The sequence below is a fragment of the Pseudonocardia sp. CA-142604 genome, from assembly GCF_050948475.1.
Classification (GTDB): domain Bacteria; phylum Actinomycetota; class Actinomycetes; order Mycobacteriales; family Pseudonocardiaceae; genus Pseudonocardia; species Pseudonocardia alaniniphila.
This window is the reverse complement of sequence record NZ_CP192045.1, coordinates 418,320-439,827: the sequence shown is the minus strand read 5'-3', so window position 1 is coordinate 439,827 and position 21,508 is coordinate 418,320. Positions and strand designations below refer to the sequence as shown.

Sequence of the window (21,508 nt, the reverse complement as noted above, 5' to 3'; positions counted from 1 at the left end):
AGCGCACCCCACACACCAGGAGAGGAAGCGACGTGACTCTAGGCGTCGGCGTCATCGGCGTGGGCATGATCGGCCAGGACCACATCAGACGGCTCACCCACGTCCTGTCCGGGGCGCGGGTCGCGGCGGTCACCGACGTGGACCTCGACCGCGCGCGGACGGTCGCGGACGACCTCCCGCGCGCCACGCTGCACGCCACCGGGCAGGACCTCATCGCCGATCCGGACGTCGACGCGGTGGTCGTCACGTCCTGGGGGCCGACGCACGAGGAGTACGTCCTGGCCTGCATCGAAGCGGGCAAGCAGGTCTTCTGCGAGAAGCCACTCGCGACCACCGAGGAGGCCTGCGCCCGGATCGTCGACGCCGAGGTCGCCGCGGGGCGGCGGATGGTCATGGTCGGCTTCATGCGGCGTTACGACGAGCAGTACCGGGCCATGAAGCAGGTGGTGAGCAGCGGCGAGATCGGGCTGCCGCTGCTGATGCACGCCGCGCACCGCAACCCGTCGGTGCCGCCGCACTTCACCAGCGACATGATCATCAACGACAGCACCGTGCACGACATCGACGTCGCCCGCTGGATGTTCGACGACGAGATCGCCGCCATCACCGTGTTCAAACCGCGGGTGAGCAGCAAGGCCGCGGCCGGCTTCAACGACCCGCTGCTCGTGCTGCTGGAGATGACCAGCGGTGTGCTCGTGGACATCGAGGCCATGGTGAACGCGGGCTTCGGCTACGACATCCGCGGCGAGGTGGTCTGCGAGGACGGCACAGTCGAGCTGTCGGAGAGCGCGGGCGCCCTGGTCAAGAGCGCCGGACAGGTCAGTGGCCGCGTGCCGGGCCACTGGCGGGAGCGCTTCGTCCGCGCGTTCGACACCGAGTTCCAGGCCTGGATCGACGCCGTCACGGCCGGGGGCACCACCGGCCCCAGCGCGTGGGACGGCTACGCGGCCACGGTCGGGTGCGAGACGGGCCTGGCTGCGCTGCACTCCGGCGGGCGCGTCCCGGTGGTGCTGCGCCAGCGCCCGGACCTCTACAAGGAGCCCACTCCGTGAAGCTCGCGGTCGACCCCTACATGCTGCGGAAGACACCGCTGCTGGAGCTGCCGGCGCTGGTCGCGGAGCTCGGCTACCAGCACATCGAGCTGTCCCCGCGAGAGGACTTCCTGCCGTTCTTCGTGCACCCGCGGGCCGACCGGGCGACGATCGCCGCATTCCGCAATGAGCTCGCGGGCGCCGGCGTGGAGATCGCCTCGGTGCTGCCGCTCTACAAGTGGTCGGGCCCCGACGAGGACGAGCGCCAGGCCGCGGTGCGCTACTGGCGCCGGGCCATCCAGATCGCCGTCGACCTCGGCTGCGGCGTCATGAACTCCGAATTCAACGGGCGCCCCGAACAGGCGGCGGCGAGCGAGGCGCAGTTCTGGCGCTCACTGGAGGAGCTGCTCCCGATCTTCGAGCGGGAGGGCGTGCGGCTCGTGCTCGAGCCCCATCCCGACGACTTCATGGAGGACGGGCGGGGCGCGGTCGAGCTGATCCGCGGGATCGACAACGAGCTCGTCTCGTTCCTGTACTGCGCGCCGCACACGTTCCACCAGGGCGGCGACCTCGCCGACGTCATGCGGTACGCCGGGCCGCTGCTCACCCAGCTGCACATCGCCGACACGTTCGACCACACCGGCTCGTCCGGGCTGCGCTACATCGTCAACCCGCCGGGGTCGACGGCACGGGTCCATCAGCATCTCGACGTGGGGCAGGGCGAGGTCGACTGGGACCTGTTCTTCGCCACGCTCGCCGAGGTCGGGTTCGACGGGATCGCGACGGTGTGCGTCTTCGCCTGGGAGGAGCGGGCGCGCGAGTCGCTGCGCCTCAACCGGGAGAAGGTGCAGGAGTACCTGGGCCGTCACGCCGTGGCCGGCGCATGAGCCGCCGCGTCGGCGTCGGGCTCGCCGGGCTCGGGCGGATGGGACGGATCCACGCGCGGAACCTGGCGTCGCGCTGCGCCTCCGCCCGGCTGACGTGCCTGTACGACGCGGACACCGCGGTCGCCCGGCAGCTCGCCGAACAGCTCGAGGTGCCCTGGACGGCGAGCTTCGACGAGCTGCTGGCCGACGGGGGTGTCGAGGCCGTGGCGATCGCCACCTCCACCGGCTCGCACGCGGAACTGGCGGTGGCCGCCGCCGCGGCGGGCAAGCACGTCTTCTGCGAGAAGCCGATCTCGCTGGACCGCGACACCACGCTCGCCGTGATCGACGCCGTCGCGCGGGCGGGCGTGGTGTTCCAGGTGGGGTTCCACCGCCGTTCCGACCCCGACTGGGTGGCCGCCGCGCAGCGGATCCAGGCCGGCGAGCTGGGCGCGGTCACCCTGTTCCGCACGTCGTTGCGGGACATGACCTCCCCGCCGCCCGCGTACCTCACCGGCTCGGGCGGGTTCTTCGTCGACGTCACCGTGCACGACCTCGACGTCGCCCGCTGGCTGGTGGGCGAGGTCGTGGAGGTCAGCGCGCACGGGGCGGCGTCCGACCCCGCGTTCGCCGCGCTCGGCGACATCGACACCGCCGTCGTCGTACTGCGCTTCGAGAACGGCGCCCTCGGCGTGATCGACAACGCCCGCTCGGCCCGGTACGGCTACGAGTGCTCCACCGAGGTGATGGGCAGCGCCGCGACCGTCCGGATCGACGCGCCGAGGCGGCGCCACTACGAGTGGCGCACACCCGGGCTCGCGTCCCACGAGATGCCGCGCGACTTCGAGGAGCGCTACCCGGAGGCCTACACCGACGAGCTCGACGCGTTCGGCCGCTGCGTGCGCGACGGCGGCGCGCCCCGGGTGACCGGCCACGACGCGCTCGCCGCGTTCGACCTGGCCAGGGCGGCACGACGGTCGTGGGAGACGGGCCTGCCCGTCGGCGTGAAGCCACAGCGGACACCGCATGGCGTGCTGTACGAACTGGAGGAACCACCGAAGTGACTGACCAGAGGATCGCCGGGGCACCCATCTCCTGGGGGGTGTGCGAGGTGCCCGGGTGGGGTTTCCAGCTGCCACCCTCGCGGGTGCTCGCGGAGATGCGGGACGTGGGGATGGCCGCCACGGAGCTGGGACCCGACGGCTTCCTCCCGGCCGAGCCGGGCGCGATGGCCGAGGTTCTCTCCCGCCACCACCTGCAGGCCGTCGGTGGGTTCACACCGCTGCTGCTGCATGTGGCGGGCCACGATCCCGTGCCCGAGGTCGAGAAGCTGCTGCAGGCCTACGCGGCGACCGGGTCGGACGTGCTGGTGCTCTCGGCCGTCTCCGGTCTCGACGGGTACGACACCCGTCCCGCCCTCGATGACGCCGGGTGGCTCACTCTGCTGACCAACCTGGACCGGCTCACGGACCTCGCCGCCGAGCACGGCGTTCGCGCGGTGCTGCATCCGCACGTCGGCACGATGGTCGAGAACGGCGAGGAGGTGCAGCGGGTGCTCGACGGCTCCTCGATCGCGCTGTGCCTGGACACGGGCCATCTGCTCATCGGCGGCACCGATCCGGCCGAGCTCACCCGCCAGGCGCCCCACCGGATCGCTCACGCCCATCTCAAGGACGTGGACGCGCGGCTGGCCGGGCAGGTGCAGTCGGGCAGGCGCACCTACACCGAGGCCGTCGGTGAGGGCATGTACCGCCCACTCGGCCAGGGTGACGTCGACATCGAGGCGATCATCGGGCACCTGCGCGGCCACGGCTACGACGGTTGGTACGTCCTCGAGCAGGACACGATCCTCACCGAGGAACCGCGGGGCGAAGGCCCGCTGACCGACGTCCGAGCCAGCCTGGAACACCTGCACACCCTGCTCCGCCGCTGACGATCGGTCCTCGCAGCCCGCCGCAGTCTTCGCATATGGAACAAACCGGGCGAGGTCTTCGTCGGGGTGCGGGACCCGCGACAACCGGTCGAACTGAGGGCGTACCTTGTTGCGGAGGCCTATGCCAACGGCGGCACATCAGTGCCCGTCCAGGCGATGGCCGGGGGGTTACAGCGCGGGGCCTGCCGGTGCCCGTTACTACAACAGCCATCGGGAAAGCTACCGAAGTGATCAACATTTCCGTCTCGGCTCGCTCGCTGGCCGCAGCCCGAGCGATCGACCCCGACGTCTCACCCGCCGCGGTCCGCGCCGCGGTGGAGGTGGCCATCGCCGAGCACCTACGAGAGCTCAAGCGCTCGCGCGACGCCGGGCGCATCGACCCCACGCCCTCCGCGGACTAGTCGGCGACCCGACCTAGCGACGTGGCGGTCCCGTCGTCCCGCGGACGACGAGCCGTGGCGTGAGCACGACCTCTCGTGGCGCGGCGCGGATGCCGTCCAGGCGTTCGACGGCAGCCTCCACGGCGTGCACGGCCTGCGCGCCGGCCTCCTGGCTCACCGTCGTGAGGTCGACATGGGCGAGCCGCGCGAAGGCGCCGTCGTCGTAGCCCACCACCGACACATCGCGTGGCACCTGCACGCCTGCCCGCAGGAAGACGTCGAGGAGGCCGATCGCGCTGCGGTCGTTCGCCGCGATCACCGCGGTCGGGAACGTGGGCTCGGCGAGCAGGAGGTGGGCGGCCGAGGCACCCGCCGCCTCGTCGTAGCCACCGGGCAGCACCTGCGCGGCATCGAGGCCGTGGCGGCGGGCACCGGCGAGGAATCCCGCGCGCCGGTCGACGGCCATGGACGCGTCCGCACCATCGACGTGAACGATGTGGCGGTGCCCGAGCCCGACCAGGTGGTCGACGGCCTGCCCGACCCCCTCATCGTCGGCCACACGCACCACGTCGAAGCCCGCGGCCTCGATGTGGCGGCCCACGACCACCATCGCGATCCGCCCCCCGAGTTCCGCGAGCACGCCGACGTCGAGCTCGGGGGAGAGCAGCACGAGAGCCTCACACCGCAGGTCGAGCAGGGTTTCGGCCACGCGGGCCTCGTCGTGCACCGGGGTGACGGCACCGAGTGCAACGGAGTAGCTCCGCTCGTCGGCGGCGAGCTGCACCTCCTCGGCCAGCTCCGCGCGGAACGCGTCGCGCAGCATGACGGGCACGCCGAGCAGATGCGTGCGCCGGCGGGCCAGCAGGCTCGCGGTGCGGTCGGGCCGGTAGCCCAGACGGGAGGCGGCCTCCAGCACGCGCTCGCGAGTTTGCGCACTGGGGCCGGGAACTCCGCGCAGCACGAGCGATACCGATGCGGTGGACAGCCCGACGGCAGCGGCGACGTCCTCCAGCCGGGGCCTGCGACCCGAATTCGCGACGCTCAGGACGACCCCCGCTCCCTTGACAGCTCCTGGTGTCGAATCGCATAGTACTCGGGGTTAAAGCGCTTTAAGCTGCCGCCCGCAGCCGCCTCGAGGAGGACCGCGGTGACGACACTCAGCCCTCCGGTCGTCTACAACCCCTACTCCGCCGCCTTCAAGGCCGACCCGTGGCCGGTCTACCGCCTGCTACGCGACAAAGCACCGGTCTACGTCAACGAGAAGTGGGGCTTCCACGCCCTCTCCCGCTTCGACGACGTCCGCGCCGCGGCCCGCGACCACGAGACCTTCCTGTCGTTCGAGGGCATCGACATCGACGACACCGCGAAGGACATGAGCGCACCGGGCTTCCTGCCCGACATCGACAACCCGCGCCACGACCAGCTCCGCCGGATCGTGCAGCGGACGTTCCTGCCGCGGACGATCGCGAAGCTGGAGGACGACGTCCGCCGTGTCGTCACCGGCCTCGTCGACCGCATCGCCGATGCCGGCGAGGCCGACATCGCGCAAGATCTCTCCTGGCCCATCCCCTATGCGGTGTTCTTCGACGTGCTCGGACTGCCCACCACCGGCTCCGACCGCGCCGACCTCGAGCGCTGGTCGCACGGACTCAAGGACCGCGAGAACGACGACCCGCGGCTCACACCCGTCGCCTGGGACGCGTTGCACAACACGAAGGACTACCTCGCCGAGGTCCTCATGGAGCGGCGCCGCAACCCGCGTGAGGACCTGCTCAGCACGCTCGTCACAGCGGCCGTCGACGACCACGGCGGAGCGCCGTTCGCCCCGCCGGTGATCGATCGCGACTCCGAGATCGTCGGACTGGCGTTCGTGCTGTTCATGGCCGGTGTGGAAAGCACCGCGGCCCTGCTGTCGACGGCCTTCCGCGAGCTCGCCCTCAACCCGGACCAACGCTCCTTGCTGCTGACCGACCCGTCGCTGATCCCCGCGGCCGTGGAGGAGGCGCTGCGCTTCGACGCGCCGCTGCAGGTGGCCGGCCGGACCACCACCCGCGACGTGCACCTGCACGACACCACGATCGGCGCCGGGGAGCGCGTGTTCCTGATCTACGGCTCCGCCAACCGCGACGATCGCCAGTACGAGGACCCGGACCGTTTCGACGTGACCCGTCCCCAGCGGCGGCACATGTCGTTCAGCGAGGGCCTGCACGGTTGCCTCGGCGCCCCGCTCGCCCGGCTGGAGGCCCGCGTGGCCCTGGAGGTCGCGCTTCCACGGCTCGGCAGCTACACGATCTCCGGGCCCATGCACCTGTACCGCAGCACACCGAACATGCGCGTGCTCGACCACCTGCCGATCTCGTTCACACCTACCGGGAGGACGACGTGACAACGGACGTCACCCTCGCCCCCCGCACCGCGGACGACGCGCCCGAGTACGAGCTCGGACGCGGAGGCTCGGCGCACATCCACGACGCTGTGCATCCCGGCTCCCGCGTGCGGGTGCGAGGCCCGCGCAACCACTTCCCGCTCCTGCCCTCGCCGAGATATCTCTTCATCGCGGGCGGCATCGGCATCACCCCGCTCCGCACGATGGTCGCCGCGGCGCAGGCCGCAGGCGCGGAGTGGGAGCTCGTCTACGGCGGGCGGACGCGGACGTCGATGGCGTTTCTCGACGAGCTGGGCGGCGACCCGCGCGTCACGGTGCGTCCACAGGACGAGACCGGGTTGCTCGACCTCGAGAGCCTGCTCGGTGCGCCGCGGCCCGGCACCCTCGTCTACTGCTGCGGGCCGGAGCCGCTGCTCGCCGCCGTCGAGGAGCGCTGCGCGAGCTGGCCCGAAGGGTCGTTGCGGGTGGAGCGCTTCTCGCCGAAGCCGGTGGACGAGCCCGTGCTCTCCGGATCCTTCGAGGTCGAGCTGGCCCGCAGCGGCCTCGCGTTGACGATTCCCCCGAACCGCTCGATCCTCGATGTCGTCGAGGAGGCCGGGGTGGGCGTGCTCTCCTCGTGCAGCGAAGGCACGTGCGGCACCTGCGAGACCGCGGTGCTGGCGGGCGAGCCGGAGCACCGTGACTCCGTGCTCACCGACGAGGAGCAGGCGGTGAACGACTGCATGATGATCTGCGTCTCCCGGTCGCGCTGCCCTCGTCTCGTGCTGGATCTCTAGAGGGGATCGCCCGATGAAGCTCGGTGCGTACACCGCCTGCCTGCACGACAGGCCGCTGTCCGAGGCACTGGGGGTGCTGCGCGACCTGGAGCTGGACGGCGCCGAGATCAACTCCGGTGGCTTCCTGCCCGCGCCGCACCTCCCGATCGCCGCCGTCCGATCGAGCCACGACGCCCGCGAGGAGTACCTCGGCCAGTTCGCCGCGGCCAGGATCGAACTGACCGCGCTCAACTGCAACGGCAACCCGCTGCATCCCGACCCCGAAGTCCGCGACAAGCACGGCCAGGACGTCTTCGACGCGATCGAGCTCGCCGCGCTCCTCGGCGTCCGCCGGGTCGTCACGATGTCGGGGCTCCCAGCGGCCGAGCCGCAGGGGCAACTGCCGTCGTGGACCGTGCTGCCGTGGGACAGCGCCTACCTCGACGCCCGTGACCACCAGTGGAACGACGTGGCCGTGCCGTACTGGCGCACGGTCCAGGCGCGCGCCGCCGACGCCGACGTCATCGTCTGCGTCGAGATGCACCCGCACAACCTGGTCTACAACCCGGCCACGATGGTGCGGCTCGCCGAGGAGATCCACGCGACGCACGTCGGCGCGGAGATGGACCCCAGCCACCTGTTCTGGCAGGGGATCGACCCGATCGCGGCGCTGGGGGCGCTCGGCGGCCTCGTCCAGAACGCCGCGGCGAAAGACACCCGCATCAACGAGCACGCGAAGATCAACGGAGTGCTCGACGACCGGTTCGGCCGTGTGCGACCCGACGAGCCGGGAGCCGTGTCGCTCGGCGGCCGCTACACGCTCAGCCGCTGGCCGACGAGCTCGTCGTGGGACTTCGTCGCCGTCGGGCGCGGCCACGACGTCGCCTTCTGGAGCGACTTCCTCGCCGCGCTGGAGAAGATCGACCCCGACATGGCCGTGAACATCGAGCACGAGGACCAGGAGCTCGACCGGCTCGACGGGCTGCGCTTCGCGGCGCGGGTACTGCTCACCGCCTCCGATCGCGCCTGACCCCGCCACCACCACCGACGCCCCCGCAAGGAGGACGAGGATGCCCAGGATCACGCACGCCACCCGAGGCCGGCTGACCGTCGAGGACTGCCGGATCGAGGATCTCGCCGCCCTCCTCGGCGAGCCCACCGAGCCCTGCCGCTACCCGCACGCCACCGCCGTCGAGCAGGGTGTGGTGGTCTACGACGGAGCAGACCTCCTCACCGCCGGCGCGACCGAGGCCGGCCGCTGGGACGTCCGCGCCGAACTGGTCGACGCCTTCACCGACGGGCCCGGGGTCGTGGTCGTCCGCGGCGCCTACCCGGACCGCGGCGTCGTCGACCGCGCCACCGCGGTGTTCGAGGAGCTGATCGCCGGGCAACGGGCGGCGGGAACGGTCGCAGGTGACCACTTCGCGCCCCCGGGCGCGAACGACCGCGTGTGGAACGCCCTGGAGAAGCTCGCGCTGCGCGCCCCGGAGGTGTTCGTCGACTACTACTCGAACGACGTGCTCGCGCTGGTCGCGGAGGCATGGCTGGGCCCCGGCTACCAGATGACCTCTCAGATCAACCTGGTCAACCCGGGCGGCACGGCGCAGGTGGGCCACCGCGACTACCACCTCGGCTTCCTGCCGGGCACGACGATCGAGCAGTACCCGGCGCACGTGCACCGGCTCTCCCCCGTGCTCACGCTGCAAGGCGCCGTCGCCCACTCCGACATGCCGGTGGAGAGCGGCCCCACCCTGTACCTCCCGCACTCGCAGAAGTACGAGCCGGGCTATCTCGCCGCGAACCTGCCGGACTTCCGGTTGTTCTTCGAGGCCCACAACGTCCAGCTCCCGCTGTCGACCGGCGACGCCGCGTTCTTCAACCCGGCGGTGATCCACGGCGCCGGACACAACCGGTCCGCCGACGTCCGCCGGATGGCCAACCTGCTGCAGGTCTCGTCGGCCTTCGGGCGGGCGATGGAGAGCGTGGACCGCGAAGCGATGTGCCTCGCGCTCTACCCCACCCTGCGCACCCGCGGGGCGGACGCCACCGGCAACGCGATCGCCGCTGCGGCGGAGGGCTACGCATTCCCGACGAACCTGGACCGCGACCCGCCCGTCGACGGCCTCGCCCCGCCCAGCCAGGCCGACCTCGTCCGGCGGGCGGTGGCCGAAGGCTGGGCCGACAACACCTTCCGGGCCGAACTGGCGGCCTGGTCCGAGCGCCGGAGGACCGCCTGATGGGGCTGCTGGACGACCGGGTCGTGCTGGTCAGCGGCGGCACGCAGGGGGTCGGCGCCGGCGTGGCCCGAGCCGCCGTCCGCGAAGGGGCGTCGGTGGCCGTGACCGGCAGGCGCCGCGAGCCCGGCGAGAAGCTGGTGGCCGAGCTTCGAGAGGCAGGCGGCCAGGCGCTCTTCGTCCCGGCCGACGTCGCCGACGTCGAGCAGGCGCAGGAGTCGGTCGCCACGGTGATCGCGGAGTTCGGGCGGGTGGACGCGCTGGTCAACGCGGCCGGGCTGACATCGCGCGGCACCCTGGTCGACACCACCCCCGAGCTGTTCGACCAGCACATCGCCGTCAACCTGCGGGGGCCGTTCTTCGTCATGCAGGCCGCTGTGCGCGACATGCTCGGCCGGTCGGCGCCCGGCGCGATCGTCAACGTCATCTCCACGTCGGAGCTCGGCGGACAGCCCTATCTCGCTCCCTACGTCGCCGCGAAGGCCGGGCTGGCAGGGCTCACCCGCAACGCCGCGCACGCCCACCGCTTCGACCGCATCCGGATCAACGGCCTCGACATCGGCTGGACCGACACCGAGGGCGAGGACGACACCCAGCGCACCTTCCACGCCGCCGGAGACGACTGGCGCGAACGCGCCGGGGAGCGGCTGCCGATGGGCCGCCTCGGACGGGTCGACGAGATCGCCGACTTCATCGTGTTCCTGCTGTCCGATCGCAGCGGCGTCGTCACCGGCTCCGTCATCGACTGGGACCAGAACGTCTTCGGAGGACTGGATTGAACGGATCGCTATCGAACGGATCACTGCGCATCGGGCTGATCGGTCTCGGCCGGATCGGCGCGTTCCACGCACAGACGCTCAGTGAGCTGCCCGGGGTCGGCTCGCTCGTCGTCACCGATGCCGTTCCCGCCGTCACGGCCGAGGTCGCCGAACGGGTGGGCGCCGAAGCGGTCGAATCGCCCGCCAAGCTGCTCGCCGCCGGCGTCGACGGGGTGCTGATCGCGGCGGCCACCGACGCCCACCCCGAACTGCTCCTCGCCGCGGTCGACGCCGGCCTGCCGACGTTCTGCGAGAAGCCGCTCGCCCGGAGCGCCACCGATGCCCTCGCCGTGGCCGAGCGGGTACGCGCGACCGGCGTCGCCGTGCAGGTCGGGTACCCGCGGCGGTTCGACCCCGGATTCCTGGCGGCCCGCGCTGCGGTGGTGAGCGGCGAGCTCGGGTGGCTGCACACCGTGCGCTCGACCACGCTCGACCCGGCGCCTCCGCCACCCGCCTACATCGCCGGTTCCGGTGGGATCTTCCGCGACTGTGCCGTGCACGACTTCGACGCCGTCCGATGGGTCACCGGCCGGGAGGTCGTCGAGGTGTACGCGACCGGCTCGAACCGGGGCGAGCAGTTCATCGCCGAAGCCGGGGACGTCGACACGGCGGCCACCGTGCTGACCCTCGACGACGCCACCCTCGCCCTGGTCTCGAACAGCCGCTACAACCCGCGCGGCTACGACGTGCGGCTGGAGCTGCACGGTTCGGCCGACAGCGTCGCCGCCGGACTGGACGACGGGCTCCCCCTCCGCTCGACCGAACCCGGCGTGACGTTCCCGAGCGGCCCACCGCACGGGTTCTTCATGGACCGGCTCGCCGCGGCGTTCCGCGCCGAGCTCGCCGCATTCGCCCAGGTCGTGGCCGGCGAACGCCCCTCCCCCTGCACCGTCGACGACGCCATGGAGGTGGTCTGGATCGCCGAGGCCGCCGCCCTGTCGCTACAGGAACACCGCGTAGTCCGTATCGCCGACGTGCGGAGCTGACGAACTGTGGAGCCGTAGTGCTGTGGGGCGGCCCGCCCGAACAACACTGTGGCTCCGTGGTTCAGTCCGTCAGGCGCGCTGCCCGCGCCAACGCCGAGCGACCACTCTCCCGGACCCGGCGGACCGCCTTGTCGGCCAGACGCCACGGAGCGCCGATCCACCGCGCGCTGCGCCATGGCTCCCTCATCGGCGTCGTCCTGGTCCTGCCACGGGCAGCGTGGCCGGCGCACGGATCACACGCCGCCCGCGCACCCGCGGCGATCAGCGGCCGAGGTGCCGGCCGCGCTGGTCAGGCCGTGGGAGCGGGGCCCCGCGCCGCGCGGCCACGTCGAGAGCACGGAATTCGTCCTCGAGTTCCTGAGAGTACGACGGCGCTCCTCCTGGAACGAACCGGCGGCCGGAGACGATCGACAGAGTGGTGATGAGTACGACGATCCCCGACCCTTCGGCCGGGGGACGAACGAGATCAGCAGGGAGGCGCCGGCGCCGGATATCTGTGTCCAAGCTCACTTGTCAATACATCAGCTTGTTAGGGCAAGGTCGTCCGTTCGTGCGCTCCGGGGCCACCTGTAGCGTCTGCCCGTTCGATCATCTGCCCCTCCTCGTCAGGGTGAGATCCGATGCGTGGCAACCTTTTCGCGGTAGCGGTCGACCTGGTGGTCCTCACCGTGCGCGACGACCGGCTCTGTGTGCTGCTCGTGCAACGGCCGGCACCACCGTTCCTCGATGAACCAGCGCTGCCGGGTGGATTCGTGCGACCACACGAGGACCTCCTCGACGCCGCCACCCGCGAGCTGATGGAAGAGACGGGACTGACCGTCGACCACCATCACCTCGAGCAGCTCGGCAGCTATGCCGGCCCCGACCGCGACCCGCGAGGCCGGGTGCTGACCGTCGGCCACCTCGCGCTCCTCCCCGGTCTCGCCGGGCCTGCGGACGGCTTCGGGGCGTGGCACGCCGTCCGCGACGTCGGGCCGCTCGCGTTCGACCACGCGCGGATCCTCGCCGACGGCGTCGAGCGGGCCAGGGCGAAGCTCGAATACTCGACGCTGGCCACGTCCTTCTGCCCGCCGGAGTTCACGGTGTCGCAGCTACGTCGCGTGTACGAGGCGGTGTGGGACACCACGATCGACCCGCGCAACTTTCAGCGGAAGGTCACCTCCACGCCGGGCTTCCTGCTACCCACCGGCGAGAAGGTGCGCACCGGCCGCGGCCGTCCTGGTCAGCTGTTCCGGAGCGGAGACGCCACGGCCTTGCACCCGCCGATGCTCCGCGAGCCGATCCCGGCGGCCGCTCGTGGCGTGCACGTTCCTGCCCAGGACCGGCGGCCCGAGCCGGTCGGCGCGGGCGTCAGAAGCGGGGGTGGTCTCCCTTGAGGTGCACCGGGCCGTCGACAGGCGCCTCGGCGCCCGCACGTCGCACCTCGCCCAGCACCCACGCGGGGACGTGCCGGGCGGTGAGCACGGCCAGAGCGCGGTCGACGTCGTCGGCCGGCACCACCGCCACCATCCCGACGCCCATGTTGAACGTCTTCTCCATCTCCGCGCGGTCGACGCGGCCGCGGGAGGCGATCAGCTTGAACACCGGCGCCGGAGTCCAGGTGCCGCGCTCCACCACCGCTTCGAGCCCAGCGGGGAGCACCCGTGCGAGGTTGCGGGCCAGCCCTCCGCCGGTGATGTGGGCGAAGGTGCGCACGCCGGTCTCGGCGGCCAGCGCGAGGCAGTCGCGGGCGTAGATCCTGGTGGGGACGAGAAGCTCCTCGCCGAGGGTGTGCCCGAACTCCTCGACGTGCCCGGCCAGCGGCATCCGGGCGATCTCCAGCAGCACGTGCCGCGCCAGCGAGTAGCCGTTGGAGTGCAGGCCGGACGAGCCCATCGCCAGGAGCACGTCGCCCGGGCGCACCCGGTCGGGCCGCAACATCGCGTCGGCCTCGACGATCCCCACGCCGGTGGCGGAGATGTCGTAGCTGCCGTCCTCCATCAGCCCGGGATGCTCGGCGGTCTCCCCGCCCAGCAGCGCGCAGCCTGCCTGCTGGCACCCCTCGGCGATGCCCTTGACGATGGTGGCGACCTGGTCGGGCACGAGGCGCCCGACGGCGATGTAGTCCTGCAGGAACAGCGGTTCGGCCCCGCACACGACGAGGTCGTCGACCACCATCGCCACGAGGTCGAGCCCGATCGTGTCGTGCTTGTCGAGCGCCTGTGCAATGGCGATCTTGGTGCCGACGCCGTCGGTGGACGCCGCGAGCACCGGTTCGGTGTAGCGGCCCATCTTCAGCGCGAACAGCCCCGCGAAGCCGCCGATACCGCCCATCACCTCTGGCCGGCTCGCCTTCTCGGCGAACGGACGCAATGCCTCGACCGCGCGCTCACCTGCGTCGATGTCGACGCCGGCTCCGGCATAGCTGGCTCTCGGTCCGTCGGCTCCCGAGATGGTCGGCGGCATCGTCGCAACGCTCCTGGCGTGACTGGGGGCCCGCTGAAGCGCCCCGGATACAGGTCGGATGGAGGTGTGGGTCAGGGACGGCGCAGTGCGTCGGCGGCACCGTAGCCGACCGACAGCGGGCCGGCATCGCCCGAAGCGGCACCGGACACCTTCTCGTCGACCTCGTCGTCGAGAACCGGAGGTACCAGCTTCTCCAGCAGATGCTTGCCGAGCCGCGCTTCCTCGGGCAGCGGGATCGGGTAATCGCCGTCGAAGCAGGCCGAACAGAGCCGGGTGCGCGGCTGCTCACTGGCGGCGATGAGGCCCTCCAGCGAGACGTAGCCCAAGCTGTCGGAGCCGATCGAGCGGCGCACGCCCTCGGTGTCCAGCGCACCGGCCACCAGTTCGGCTCTGGTGGCGAAGTCGATGCCGTAGAAGCACGGCCAGCGCACCGGCGGAGAGGCGATCCGCACGTGGACCTCGAGCGCGCCCGCTTCGCGCAGCATGCGCACCAGCGCGCGCTGGGTGTTGCCACGCACGATCGAGTCGTCGACGACCACGAGCCGCTTGCCTCGGATGACGTCGCGCAGCGGGTTGAGCTTGAGCCGGATGCCGAGCTGACGGATGGTCTGGCTGGGCTGGATGAAGGTGCGGCCCACGTAGGCGTTCTTCACCAGGCCCTGCCCGTACGGGATGCCCGAGCCCTGTGCGTAGCCGATCGCGGCCGGGGTGCCCGACTCCGGTACGGGGATCACGAGGTCGGCGTCGACGGGGTGCTCGGCGGCGAGACGCCGGCCGATCTCCACCCGGGCCGCGTGCACGGAACGGCCGGAGATCGTGGTGTCTGGCCGTGCCAGGTAGACGTACTCGAACACGCAGCCCTTGGGCTCGGGGGCGGCGAACCGGGAGCTGCGCATCCCGTCGGCGTCGATGGCCAGCAGCTCGCCCGGCTCGACCTCACGCACGATCGACGCACCGACGATGTCAAGTGCCGCGGTCTCGCTGGCCACCACCCAGCCGCGCTCGAGGCGGCCGAGCACCAGCGGGCGGACGCCGTGGGGGTCGCGGGCGGCGTAGAGCGTCTGCTCGTCGGCGAACACCACGGAGAAGGCACCCCGGACCCGGGGCAGGAGCCGCATCGCGGCCTCCTCGACGCCCGTGTCGGCGGCGGTGGCGGCGAGCAGCTCGGTCATGATGTCCGAGTCGGTGCTCGACCGGATGCCCGAGCGGTCCGGCTTGGCGGTGGAGTCGCGCAATGCGGCCACCTCGTCGCGTAGCTCCGCGGTGTTGACGAGGTTGCCGTTGTGGCCCAAGGCGATGCCGCTGCCGGTGGCGGTGGTGCGGAAGGTGGGCTGGGCGTTCTCCCAGGTGGTGGAGCCAGTGGTGGAGTAACGGCAGTGGCCGACCGCCAGGTGCCCCTTGAGCGACGACAGCACCTGCTCGTCGAACACCTGGCTGACGAGCCCGAGGTCCTTGAACACGACCATGCGGTGGCCGTCGGACACGGCGATGCCGGCGGCCTCCTGGCCGCGGTGCTGCAGTGCGTAGAGGCCGTAGTAGGTCAGGTTGGCGACATCCTCACCGGGCGCCCACACACCGAAGACGCCGCACTCCTCGCGGGGTGGGGGGTCGAGCGCGATGGCGTCGAGGGCAGCGCCGTCGGCGGGGGTGGGATGAGGATTGCGTTCGGTCGGGTGCTCGTTCCGGGGGGAACTCGGCACAACACGCTCCTTGCGCAGACGACGACTCAATGCCCGATGCTACGCCGAAGGAGCTCAGGCACCCACACTCCGGGACCGGCATCACCGAACCATCTGCCCTGCCCGATATCGCAGCCGAGCTCGGCGAGCCGTTCGGCCTGAACCGCCGTCTCGACCCACTCGGCGGTCACCTCCAGGCCCAAGGCGTGGGCCATTTCGACCAGGGCACGAACGATCGAGGAGTCGGTGGGATCGGCCGACGGGTTGCGCAGCCCGTCGATGAACGAGCCGTCGATCTTGAGCGCGTGCACCGGGAGCCTGCGCAGCCAGGCGAGGCTCGAGTAGCCGGTGCCGAAGTCGTCGAGCGCCAGCCGGACGCCCGCGGCCCGCAGCGCGTTGAGCGCCTCGAGCGCGACGTCCTCGTCCCCCAGCACGGCCTGCTCGGTGATCTCCAGCTGCAGCAGCCCGGGAGGCAGGCCGCTGGAGCGGAGCGCGCCGGTGACGGCGTGGACCCACCCCGGCTCGGCCAACTGCAACGGCGAGACGTTGACGCTCACGAACGGCGCGTCGGGGCCGAGGTCACGCCACCAGCTCGCCGCCTGACCGCACGCCTCCTCGAGCACCCATCGGCCGAGCGGGACGATGGCGCCGCTGTGCTCGGCCAGCTCGATGAACCGGTTGGGCCCGATGAGGCCCTGCTCGGGGTGCTGCCAGCGGACCAGCGCCTCCGCCCCGCGCACCCGGCCGTCGGCGAGCTGGACGAGCGGCTGGAACGCCAGCCGGAACTCCCCCCGCTCGATCGCGCCGCGGAGCCCGGACAGGAGCGCGAACCGGGCCGACTCGGTGGCGTCACGCTCCGGGTCGAACACCACCCTGCGCCCGCCCCCGAGCGCCTTCGCCCACGAGCGGGCGACGTCGGCGCCGCGGAGGAGCTCTGCCGCAGACCCGCCCGCGGTGGCCGACTCGGCCACGCCGATGCTGGCCGAGACCACCAGGTTGTGCCCGTCGATGTTGAACGGGATCGCCAGTGCTGCCTGCAGCCGATCGGCGAGCCGCCCGACGTCGGCGCAGTTCTCCGGGCCTGCCACCAGCACCGCGAACTCGTCCGCCCCGATCCTGGTGACGAGATGGCAGTCGGCAGCCAGCTGCAACCGGCCGGCCACGGCGAGCAGGAGCCGGTCACCGGTCTGGTCACCCAGGTCGTCGCCGACGGTGTGGAAGTCGTCGATGAGAAGGACGCAGATCCCCACCCGCTCGGGACCGTCGTCGGCGAAGGCGCGGTTCAGCCATTGCTCGGTGACGGTCCGGTTCGGCAACCGGGTGAGCTGGTCCTGGTAGGAGACGTCCTGGAGCCAGGAACGCAGCCGGTGCCGGTCGGAGACGTCCTCGACCACGGCCACCAGATGCGACGGGTTCCCGGCGTCGTCGACGATGGGCGAGGCGGTGACGTGGACCCACACCACCTCGGAGTCGGGACGGACGAGCCGCATCTCCATCCGCACGGCGCCCGGGATGCCGCTGACGAGGCGCTGGAAGCGCTCGACGACGTCGAGCACGTCGTCGGGATGGACGAAGTCGGACACCGGCCGCGGCTGATCCAGCGGCCCCTCCTGCCCGTACATCCGGAACAGGGCCGCGTTCATGTCGAGGACGAGGCCGTCCAGCCCGATGATCGCCATGCCGAACGTCGACTGCTCGTACACCGCGTGGACGTGCCGGCCCGTGACGGCCGCGATCCGGGCCGACGTGGAGCCGTGCTCCGGGTTGGCCTCCTCGTCGGCGCGAGTGCCGACCGTCGCCGAACCGTTCCTGCCGTTGATCTCGGTGCCGTTGATCTCTGTAGCGTTGATCTCCGTGCCGTTGATCTCCGTGCCGTTGATCTCGCTCCCGTTGCGGTGGGCGCCGTTGCGGTCGGCGCCGGTGCGTTCCTGGAGGGAGCCGATGACTCCGGCGAGAAGCTCGTCGAGCACGTCGACGAGACGCCGTTCACCCTCCGCCCCGGGCACGCCGATCGCCGCGGCCGCCTTCTCCCGCAACAGGCGGAGGCTCGGGGCCACCACGTCCTCGACGTAGACCGGCCGGTCCGGCGCACCACAGAGCCCGGTGCTGAGCAGCTCCGCCCCGATCTCCCTGGCGGCGAGCGGCCAGAACGGCTCGGCGCGCAATGTGGCCGCCAGCCTGCGCAGCAGAGTGGCCAGATGGGCGGCGACCCCAGGACCACCGGCCGGTCCGAGCTCGGCCCACTGGGCGGCGAGCTGGTCGATTCGGCCGCGGTCGTAGGCGTCCGTTCGCGCACCCGGGCCGAACTGGGAAGCGGTTGCGTCAGGAAGGCTGCGCGGTGCCACCACGCGGCCACCTCCCGTCGCCCATTCGGTCCGCACTGGCCGTGATCGGACAATTCTCCGTATCAGGCTGTGTTTGCGCCACCACCATGTGTTGGCATTCACCCAGCGGGAGGGCGGTGTTACACCCGGTCAGGAAAGAGGGAGCAAACATGCGATCTCGCTGCTCCTGGACCCGGACGCGTGCAGCGTTCCGGATTGCAGAGCCTGCTCCCACGTCAGCCTCCCGGTCACGAGCGACAGCCAGGTGCGGGGATCGGTCTCCACGACATTGGGCGGGTTGCCGCGTCCGTGTCTAGGCCCTGCGACGCACTGCACTGCGCCGAGTGGCGGCACGCGGACTTCCACACTGCGCCCGGGCGCCGCGGTAGCGACCGCGGTGAGGCTCTCCTTCACCGCAGCACGCAGCACGGCCCGCTCCGGTGGTGCACCCCCGTCGAGCCAGTCCAGGACGGCTCGGAGCGCGCCGTCGTCGATCTCCTCCGGCATGCCGCGAACCTATCCCGCCGACTCCCCCTTGCAGCAAAGTCACTTTTACGCAATGACATTGCCGCAACGTGGCCGTCCTGTGATGCGGGAGGTCCCCGGTCAGCCGAAGAGACCAGGCAGGGTCGCCTCCCACGCCGTGCGCAGCTCGGACAGGGCCAGGTCGGGAAGGCCGGCGACGGACAGCGCGGTACCGCCCGTGGTGCCCAGTGTGGTGACCGGCACACCGACATCGGTCGCCAGCGTCCGGATCCGGTCAATCTGCTCGGGGGCGACGGTCACGAGCACCCGACCCGCCGACTCCGAGAACAGCGCGACGAACGGGTCGAGGGCCGACGGCAGTTCGACGGCGGCACCCTGGTCCCCGACGAGGCACGCCTCAACGAGGGCCTGTGCGAGACCACCGTCGGAGAGGTCGTGCGCACCGCTGAGCAACCCCTCGTCAGCGGCGCTCGCGAGCAGCCCCGCGAGGCGTTGCTCGGCTGCGAGGTCGACGGCAGGCGGACGCCCGCCCAGATGACCGTGCACGACGTTGGCCCACTCGCTGCCACCGAGTTCGTCGCGGGTGTCGCCGAGCAGCAGCACCGTGTCGCCCTCGCGCGTGAACCCGGACCGGACGCGGCGGGCCACGTCGTCGATCACGCCGAGGACACCGACCACCGGGGTGGGCAGGATCGCCCGTTCGCCGGTCTGGTTGTAGAAGCTGACGTTGCCACCGGTTACGGGCAGGCCCAGCGCGACGCAGCCGTCGGCGAGGCCGCGCACGGCCTGCTGGAACTGCCACATCACGTGCGGGTCTTCCGGCGAGCCGAAGTTCAGGCAGTTCGTGACGGCCAGTGGCACAGCACCGCTCGTCGCCACGTTGCGGTAGGCCTCGGCCAGCGCGAGCTGAGCACCGGCGTACGGATCCAGCGCGACGAACCGCGCGTTGCAGTCGGTGGCGACGGCCACCCCGCGCCCGGTCTCCTCGTCGATGCGCACCATGCCGGCGTCGGCAGGCTGGGCGGAGGCGGTGTTGCCGCGGACGTAGCGGTCGTACTGGTCAGTGACCCACCCGCGGCTGCACAGGTTGGGGCTCGCCGCCATCCGGAGGATCTCCGCGCGCAGCTCGTCAGGTGAGGCCGGTCGGCTCAGCCGGTCCGGGGCGTCGGCGACGAGCGTGTCCTGAACGGCCGAACGCTGCACCGGCCGCCGGTAGACCGGGCCGTCGTGGGCCACGGTGCGCGGCGGCACGTCCACCACGGTCTCGCCGTGCCAGTCGATCACGAGCCGGTCGCCGTCGGTGACCTCGCCGATGACGCTCGCGAGCACGTCCCACTTGCGGCAGACCGCCATGAACGCGTCGACGTCCTCCGGCCGCACGACGGCGCACATGCGCTCCTGCGACTCGCTGGAGAGGATCTCGGCGGGCGTCATGCCGGTGGCCCGCAGCGGCACCGCGTCCAGGTCGACGTGCATCCCGCCGTCGCCCGCGCTGGCCAGCTCCGACGTGGCGCAGGAGAGGCCGGCGCCACCGAGGTCCTGGATGCCGACCACCAGGCCGGCGTGGAAGAGCTCCAGGCAGCACTCGATGAGCACCTTCTCCATGAAGGGGTCGCCCACCTGCACCGACGGGAGCTTCTTGCGTCCGGTCGCCGACTCGTCTTCCCCCCCGTCATCGACACTGAAGGTCTCGCTGGCGAGCACGGAGACACCGCCGATGCCGTCCAGCCCGGTGCGAGCGCCGAAGAGGATGATCTTGTTGCCGGTGCCCGAGGCGAACGCGAGGTGCAGATCCTCGGTGCGCATCGCCCCGATGCAGAGCGCGTTGACGAGCGGGTTGCCCAGGTAGCCCTCGTCGAACACGACCTCGCCGCCGATGTTCGGCAGGCCGAGCGAGTTGCCGTAGCCGCCCACGCCCGCGACCACTCCGGGCAGCACCCGGGCCGTGTCGGGTGCGTCGGCCGGGCCGAAGCGCAACGGGTCGGCGACGGCGACCGGGCGCGCGCCCATCGCCATGATGTCGCGCACGATCCCGCCGACGCCCGTGGCCGCCCCCTGATAGGGCTCGACGTACGACGGGTGGTTGTGCGACTCGACCTTGAAGGTGACGGCCCACCCGTCCCCGATGTCGACCACGCCGGCGTTCTCGCCGATCCCCGCGAGCATCCGCTTGCGCATCTCGTCGGTGGTGGTCTCGCCGAAGTAGGCGAGGTGCACCTTGGAGGACTTGTAGGAGCAGTGCTCGCTCCACATGACGGCGTACATCGCCAGCTCGGCATCGGTGGGCCGACGGCCCAGGATCTCCCGGATGCGCGCGTACTCGTCGTCCTTCAGCCCGAGCTCACGGTAGGGCTGCGGGTGATCGGGGCCGGCGGTGGCGTTCTGGACGGTGTCGGTGTGCTGCGCGGTGGCGGCGGACGTCACCGTTCAAGCGTACGTAAGGGCGGCGGCGAGCCTCACCGCTCCTGGTTCGCAGGCGGCGTGCCTGCGATCCCGCGGTGGATGAAGTCGGTCAGGAGGTCGATCGCCTCGTCGTCGCCGACCTGCCGGCCCGTGCCGTCGCCGCCTGCCACCAGCCACGTGTAGGCGAACTGGTCGAGCAGGCTCTGGAACGCCGACACCACGAGCCGCGGATCGCCGGGCAGCGGAATGCCGGCAGCCGTCACGTGCTCGAAGTGTCCGGCCATGTGTGCGCCGTCGGCGGCGAGGATCTCCTGCAACCGCAGGCCGAACTCCGGATTCGCCATCGCGGCCTGCCGCAGCGCCACCATCTCGGGGATGTGCCGCCGGTAGAACGCCCAGTACGCCGCCACATGCCAGCGCACGGCGTCCCGGTCGGTGAAGTCGGGGTTGTGCGCCGGCTGCTCCGCGGCCTCGTCGCCCTCGGCCAGCATGTCCTTCAGCAAGGCGGCGAGCAGCTCGTCCTTGCTGGTGAAGTGGTTGTAGAACGACCCGGCCGCGCGCCCGGCCTCGGCCGTGATGTCGGTGATCTTCGTGTTGACGTAGCCGCGCTCGGCGAAGACGCGCTTGGCCGCCGCCTTCAGCGCTGCCTCCGTCTCGGCCGCCTTCGCCTTGCGGCTCGTGACCGTGCTCACCGGCCGGCCCATCGCCCACCTCCTTGACGCGGACGCTAGCAGCGGACCAAACTGAAGACAGATTCACTGAATATGAATTCACTCAAGGAG

General features: G+C 71.5%; 19 protein-coding genes. 12 read left to right on the top strand and 7 right to left on the bottom strand.

Translation table 11 applies throughout. The features are described from left to right. Positions 1-32 precede the first annotated feature (32 nt). The 5 genes from ACQPZQ_RS02110 (at position 33) to ACQPZQ_RS02090 (ending at position 4,231) form a co-directional block, all read left to right on the top strand. Entirely contained in the window at positions 33-1,052 is a 1,020-nt protein-coding gene (locus ACQPZQ_RS02110; protein ID WP_433291434.1) for a Gfo/Idh/MocA family oxidoreductase, read from the top strand. Next, entirely contained in the window at positions 1,049-1,918 is an 870-nt protein-coding gene (locus ACQPZQ_RS02105; RefSeq protein ID WP_433291432.1) for a sugar phosphate isomerase/epimerase family protein, read from the top strand. The genes ACQPZQ_RS02110 and ACQPZQ_RS02105 overlap by 4 nt, the downstream gene beginning before the upstream one ends. After that, the gene (locus ACQPZQ_RS02100; protein WP_433291429.1) at positions 1,915-2,961 is read left to right on the top strand and encodes a Gfo/Idh/MocA family oxidoreductase; all 1,047 of its coding nucleotides are present in this window, start codon (positions 1,915-1,917) and stop codon (positions 2,959-2,961) included. The genes ACQPZQ_RS02105 and ACQPZQ_RS02100 overlap by 4 nt, the downstream gene beginning before the upstream one ends. Continuing rightward, positions 2,958-3,830: a sugar phosphate isomerase/epimerase family protein gene (locus ACQPZQ_RS02095; RefSeq protein WP_433291427.1), complete on the top strand. Its 873-nt coding sequence runs from the start codon at positions 2,958-2,960 to the stop codon at positions 3,828-3,830. Before ACQPZQ_RS02100 ends, ACQPZQ_RS02095 begins: the two co-directional genes overlap by 4 nt. A 227-nt stretch (positions 3,831-4,057) precedes the next feature. Beyond that, complete coding sequence (locus tag ACQPZQ_RS02090) at positions 4,058-4,231, top strand: hypothetical protein (protein ID WP_433291425.1); 174 nt, start codon at positions 4,058-4,060, stop codon at positions 4,229-4,231. 13 nt (positions 4,232-4,244) lie between these two features. On the opposite strand, the gene ACQPZQ_RS02085 is transcribed toward ACQPZQ_RS02090, so the two are convergent. Beyond that, positions 4,245-5,222, bottom strand: coding sequence for a LacI family DNA-binding transcriptional regulator (locus ACQPZQ_RS02085; protein ID WP_433298964.1), 978 nt, complete (start codon positions 5,220-5,222; stop codon positions 4,245-4,247). A 135-nt stretch (positions 5,223-5,357) separates the two neighbouring features. Here ACQPZQ_RS02085 and ACQPZQ_RS02080 point away from each other — a divergent pair, with 135 nt between their 5' ends. The 7 genes from ACQPZQ_RS02080 to ACQPZQ_RS02050 all read left to right on the top strand — a co-directional run bounded on the left by ACQPZQ_RS02080 (position 5,358) and on the right by ACQPZQ_RS02050 (position 12,765). Next, a complete protein-coding gene (locus ACQPZQ_RS02080) occupies positions 5,358-6,596 on the top strand; it encodes a cytochrome P450 (RefSeq protein WP_433291422.1) in 1,239 nt (412 codons plus the stop codon). Continuing rightward, positions 6,593-7,372, top strand: coding sequence for a PDR/VanB family oxidoreductase (locus ACQPZQ_RS02075; RefSeq protein ID WP_433291420.1), 780 nt, complete (start codon positions 6,593-6,595; stop codon positions 7,370-7,372). The genes ACQPZQ_RS02080 and ACQPZQ_RS02075 overlap by 4 nt, the downstream gene beginning before the upstream one ends. Before the next feature lie 13 nt (positions 7,373-7,385). After that, the gene (locus ACQPZQ_RS02070) at positions 7,386-8,381 is read left to right on the top strand and encodes a sugar phosphate isomerase/epimerase family protein (protein WP_433291418.1); all 996 of its coding nucleotides are present in this window, start codon (positions 7,386-7,388) and stop codon (positions 8,379-8,381) included. A 40-nt stretch (positions 8,382-8,421) separates the two neighbouring features. Next, positions 8,422-9,588: a phytanoyl-CoA dioxygenase family protein gene (locus ACQPZQ_RS02065; protein WP_433291415.1), complete on the top strand. Its 1,167-nt coding sequence runs from the start codon at positions 8,422-8,424 to the stop codon at positions 9,586-9,588. Beyond that, on the top strand, positions 9,588-10,364 hold the full coding sequence (locus tag ACQPZQ_RS02060; protein ID WP_433291413.1) for an SDR family oxidoreductase: 777 nt from the start codon (positions 9,588-9,590) through the stop codon (positions 10,362-10,364). Before ACQPZQ_RS02065 ends, ACQPZQ_RS02060 begins: the two co-directional genes overlap by 1 nt. A 23-nt stretch (positions 10,365-10,387) precedes the next feature. Beyond that, entirely contained in the window at positions 10,388-11,389 is a 1,002-nt protein-coding gene (locus tag ACQPZQ_RS02055; RefSeq protein WP_433298962.1) for a Gfo/Idh/MocA family protein, read from the top strand. Positions 11,390-12,009: 620 nt separating this feature from the next. Then, positions 12,010-12,765: an NUDIX hydrolase gene (locus ACQPZQ_RS02050; RefSeq protein ID WP_433291410.1), complete on the top strand. Its 756-nt coding sequence runs from the start codon at positions 12,010-12,012 to the stop codon at positions 12,763-12,765. Here the strand turns inward: ACQPZQ_RS02050 and purM are convergent. From purM to ACQPZQ_RS02020, 6 genes are all read right to left on the bottom strand, one after another. Further along, positions 12,740-13,834 carry a phosphoribosylformylglycinamidine cyclo-ligase gene (purM, locus tag ACQPZQ_RS02045; protein ID WP_433291408.1) on the bottom strand — a complete coding sequence of 365 codons (1,095 nt, stop codon included), beginning with the start codon at positions 13,832-13,834 and terminating at the stop codon, positions 12,740-12,742. The genes ACQPZQ_RS02050 and purM overlap by 26 nt on opposite strands. Before the next feature lie 71 nt (positions 13,835-13,905). Continuing rightward, positions 13,906-15,453: an amidophosphoribosyltransferase gene (gene purF, locus ACQPZQ_RS02040; RefSeq protein ID WP_433298960.1), complete on the bottom strand. Its 1,548-nt coding sequence runs from the start codon at positions 15,451-15,453 to the stop codon at positions 13,906-13,908. Between the two features lie 107 nt (positions 15,454-15,560). Further along, positions 15,561-17,861, bottom strand: coding sequence for a putative bifunctional diguanylate cyclase/phosphodiesterase (locus tag ACQPZQ_RS02035; RefSeq protein WP_433291406.1), 2,301 nt, complete (start codon positions 17,859-17,861; stop codon positions 15,561-15,563). Positions 17,862-17,987: 126 nt separating this feature from the next. Beyond that, positions 17,988-18,344, bottom strand: a complete 357-nt coding sequence (locus tag ACQPZQ_RS02030; RefSeq protein ID WP_433291404.1) for a sterol carrier family protein — start codon at positions 18,342-18,344, stop codon at positions 17,988-17,990. A gap of 99 nt (positions 18,345-18,443) precedes the next feature. Beyond that, positions 18,444-20,747, bottom strand: a complete 2,304-nt coding sequence (gene purL / locus ACQPZQ_RS02025) for a phosphoribosylformylglycinamidine synthase subunit PurL (protein WP_433291401.1) — start codon at positions 20,745-20,747, stop codon at positions 18,444-18,446. 32 nt (positions 20,748-20,779) lie between these two features. Further along, on the bottom strand, positions 20,780-21,430 hold the full coding sequence (locus ACQPZQ_RS02020; protein WP_433291399.1) for a TetR/AcrR family transcriptional regulator: 651 nt from the start codon (positions 21,428-21,430) through the stop codon (positions 20,780-20,782). Between the last annotated feature and the right edge of the window lie 78 nt (positions 21,431-21,508).

Bases quoted from the DNA above. Each gene is read 5' to 3' on its own strand.
- ACQPZQ_RS02100 (WP_433291429.1), top strand. From the start codon at position 1,915: ATGAGCCGCCGCGTCGGCGTCGGGCTCGCCGGGCTCGGGCGGATGGGA.
- ACQPZQ_RS02070 (WP_433291418.1), top strand. From the start codon at position 7,386: ATGAAGCTCGGTGCGTACACCGCCTGCCTGCACGACAGGCCGCTGTCC.
- ACQPZQ_RS02065 (WP_433291415.1), top strand. From the start codon at position 8,422: ATGCCCAGGATCACGCACGCCACCCGAGGCCGGCTGACCGTCGAGGAC.
- ACQPZQ_RS02060 (WP_433291413.1), top strand. From the start codon at position 9,588: ATGGGGCTGCTGGACGACCGGGTCGTGCTGGTCAGCGGCGGCACGCAG.
- ACQPZQ_RS02050 (WP_433291410.1), top strand. From the start codon at position 12,010: ATGCGTGGCAACCTTTTCGCGGTAGCGGTCGACCTGGTGGTCCTCACC.
- purM (WP_433291408.1), bottom strand. From the start codon at position 13,834: ATGCCGCCGACCATCTCGGGAGCCGACGGACCGAGAGCCAGCTATGCC.
- ACQPZQ_RS02030 (WP_433291404.1), bottom strand. From the start codon at position 18,344: ATGCCGGAGGAGATCGACGACGGCGCGCTCCGAGCCGTCCTGGACTGG.
- ACQPZQ_RS02020 (WP_433291399.1), bottom strand. From the start codon at position 21,430: ATGGGCCGGCCGGTGAGCACGGTCACGAGCCGCAAGGCGAAGGCGGCC.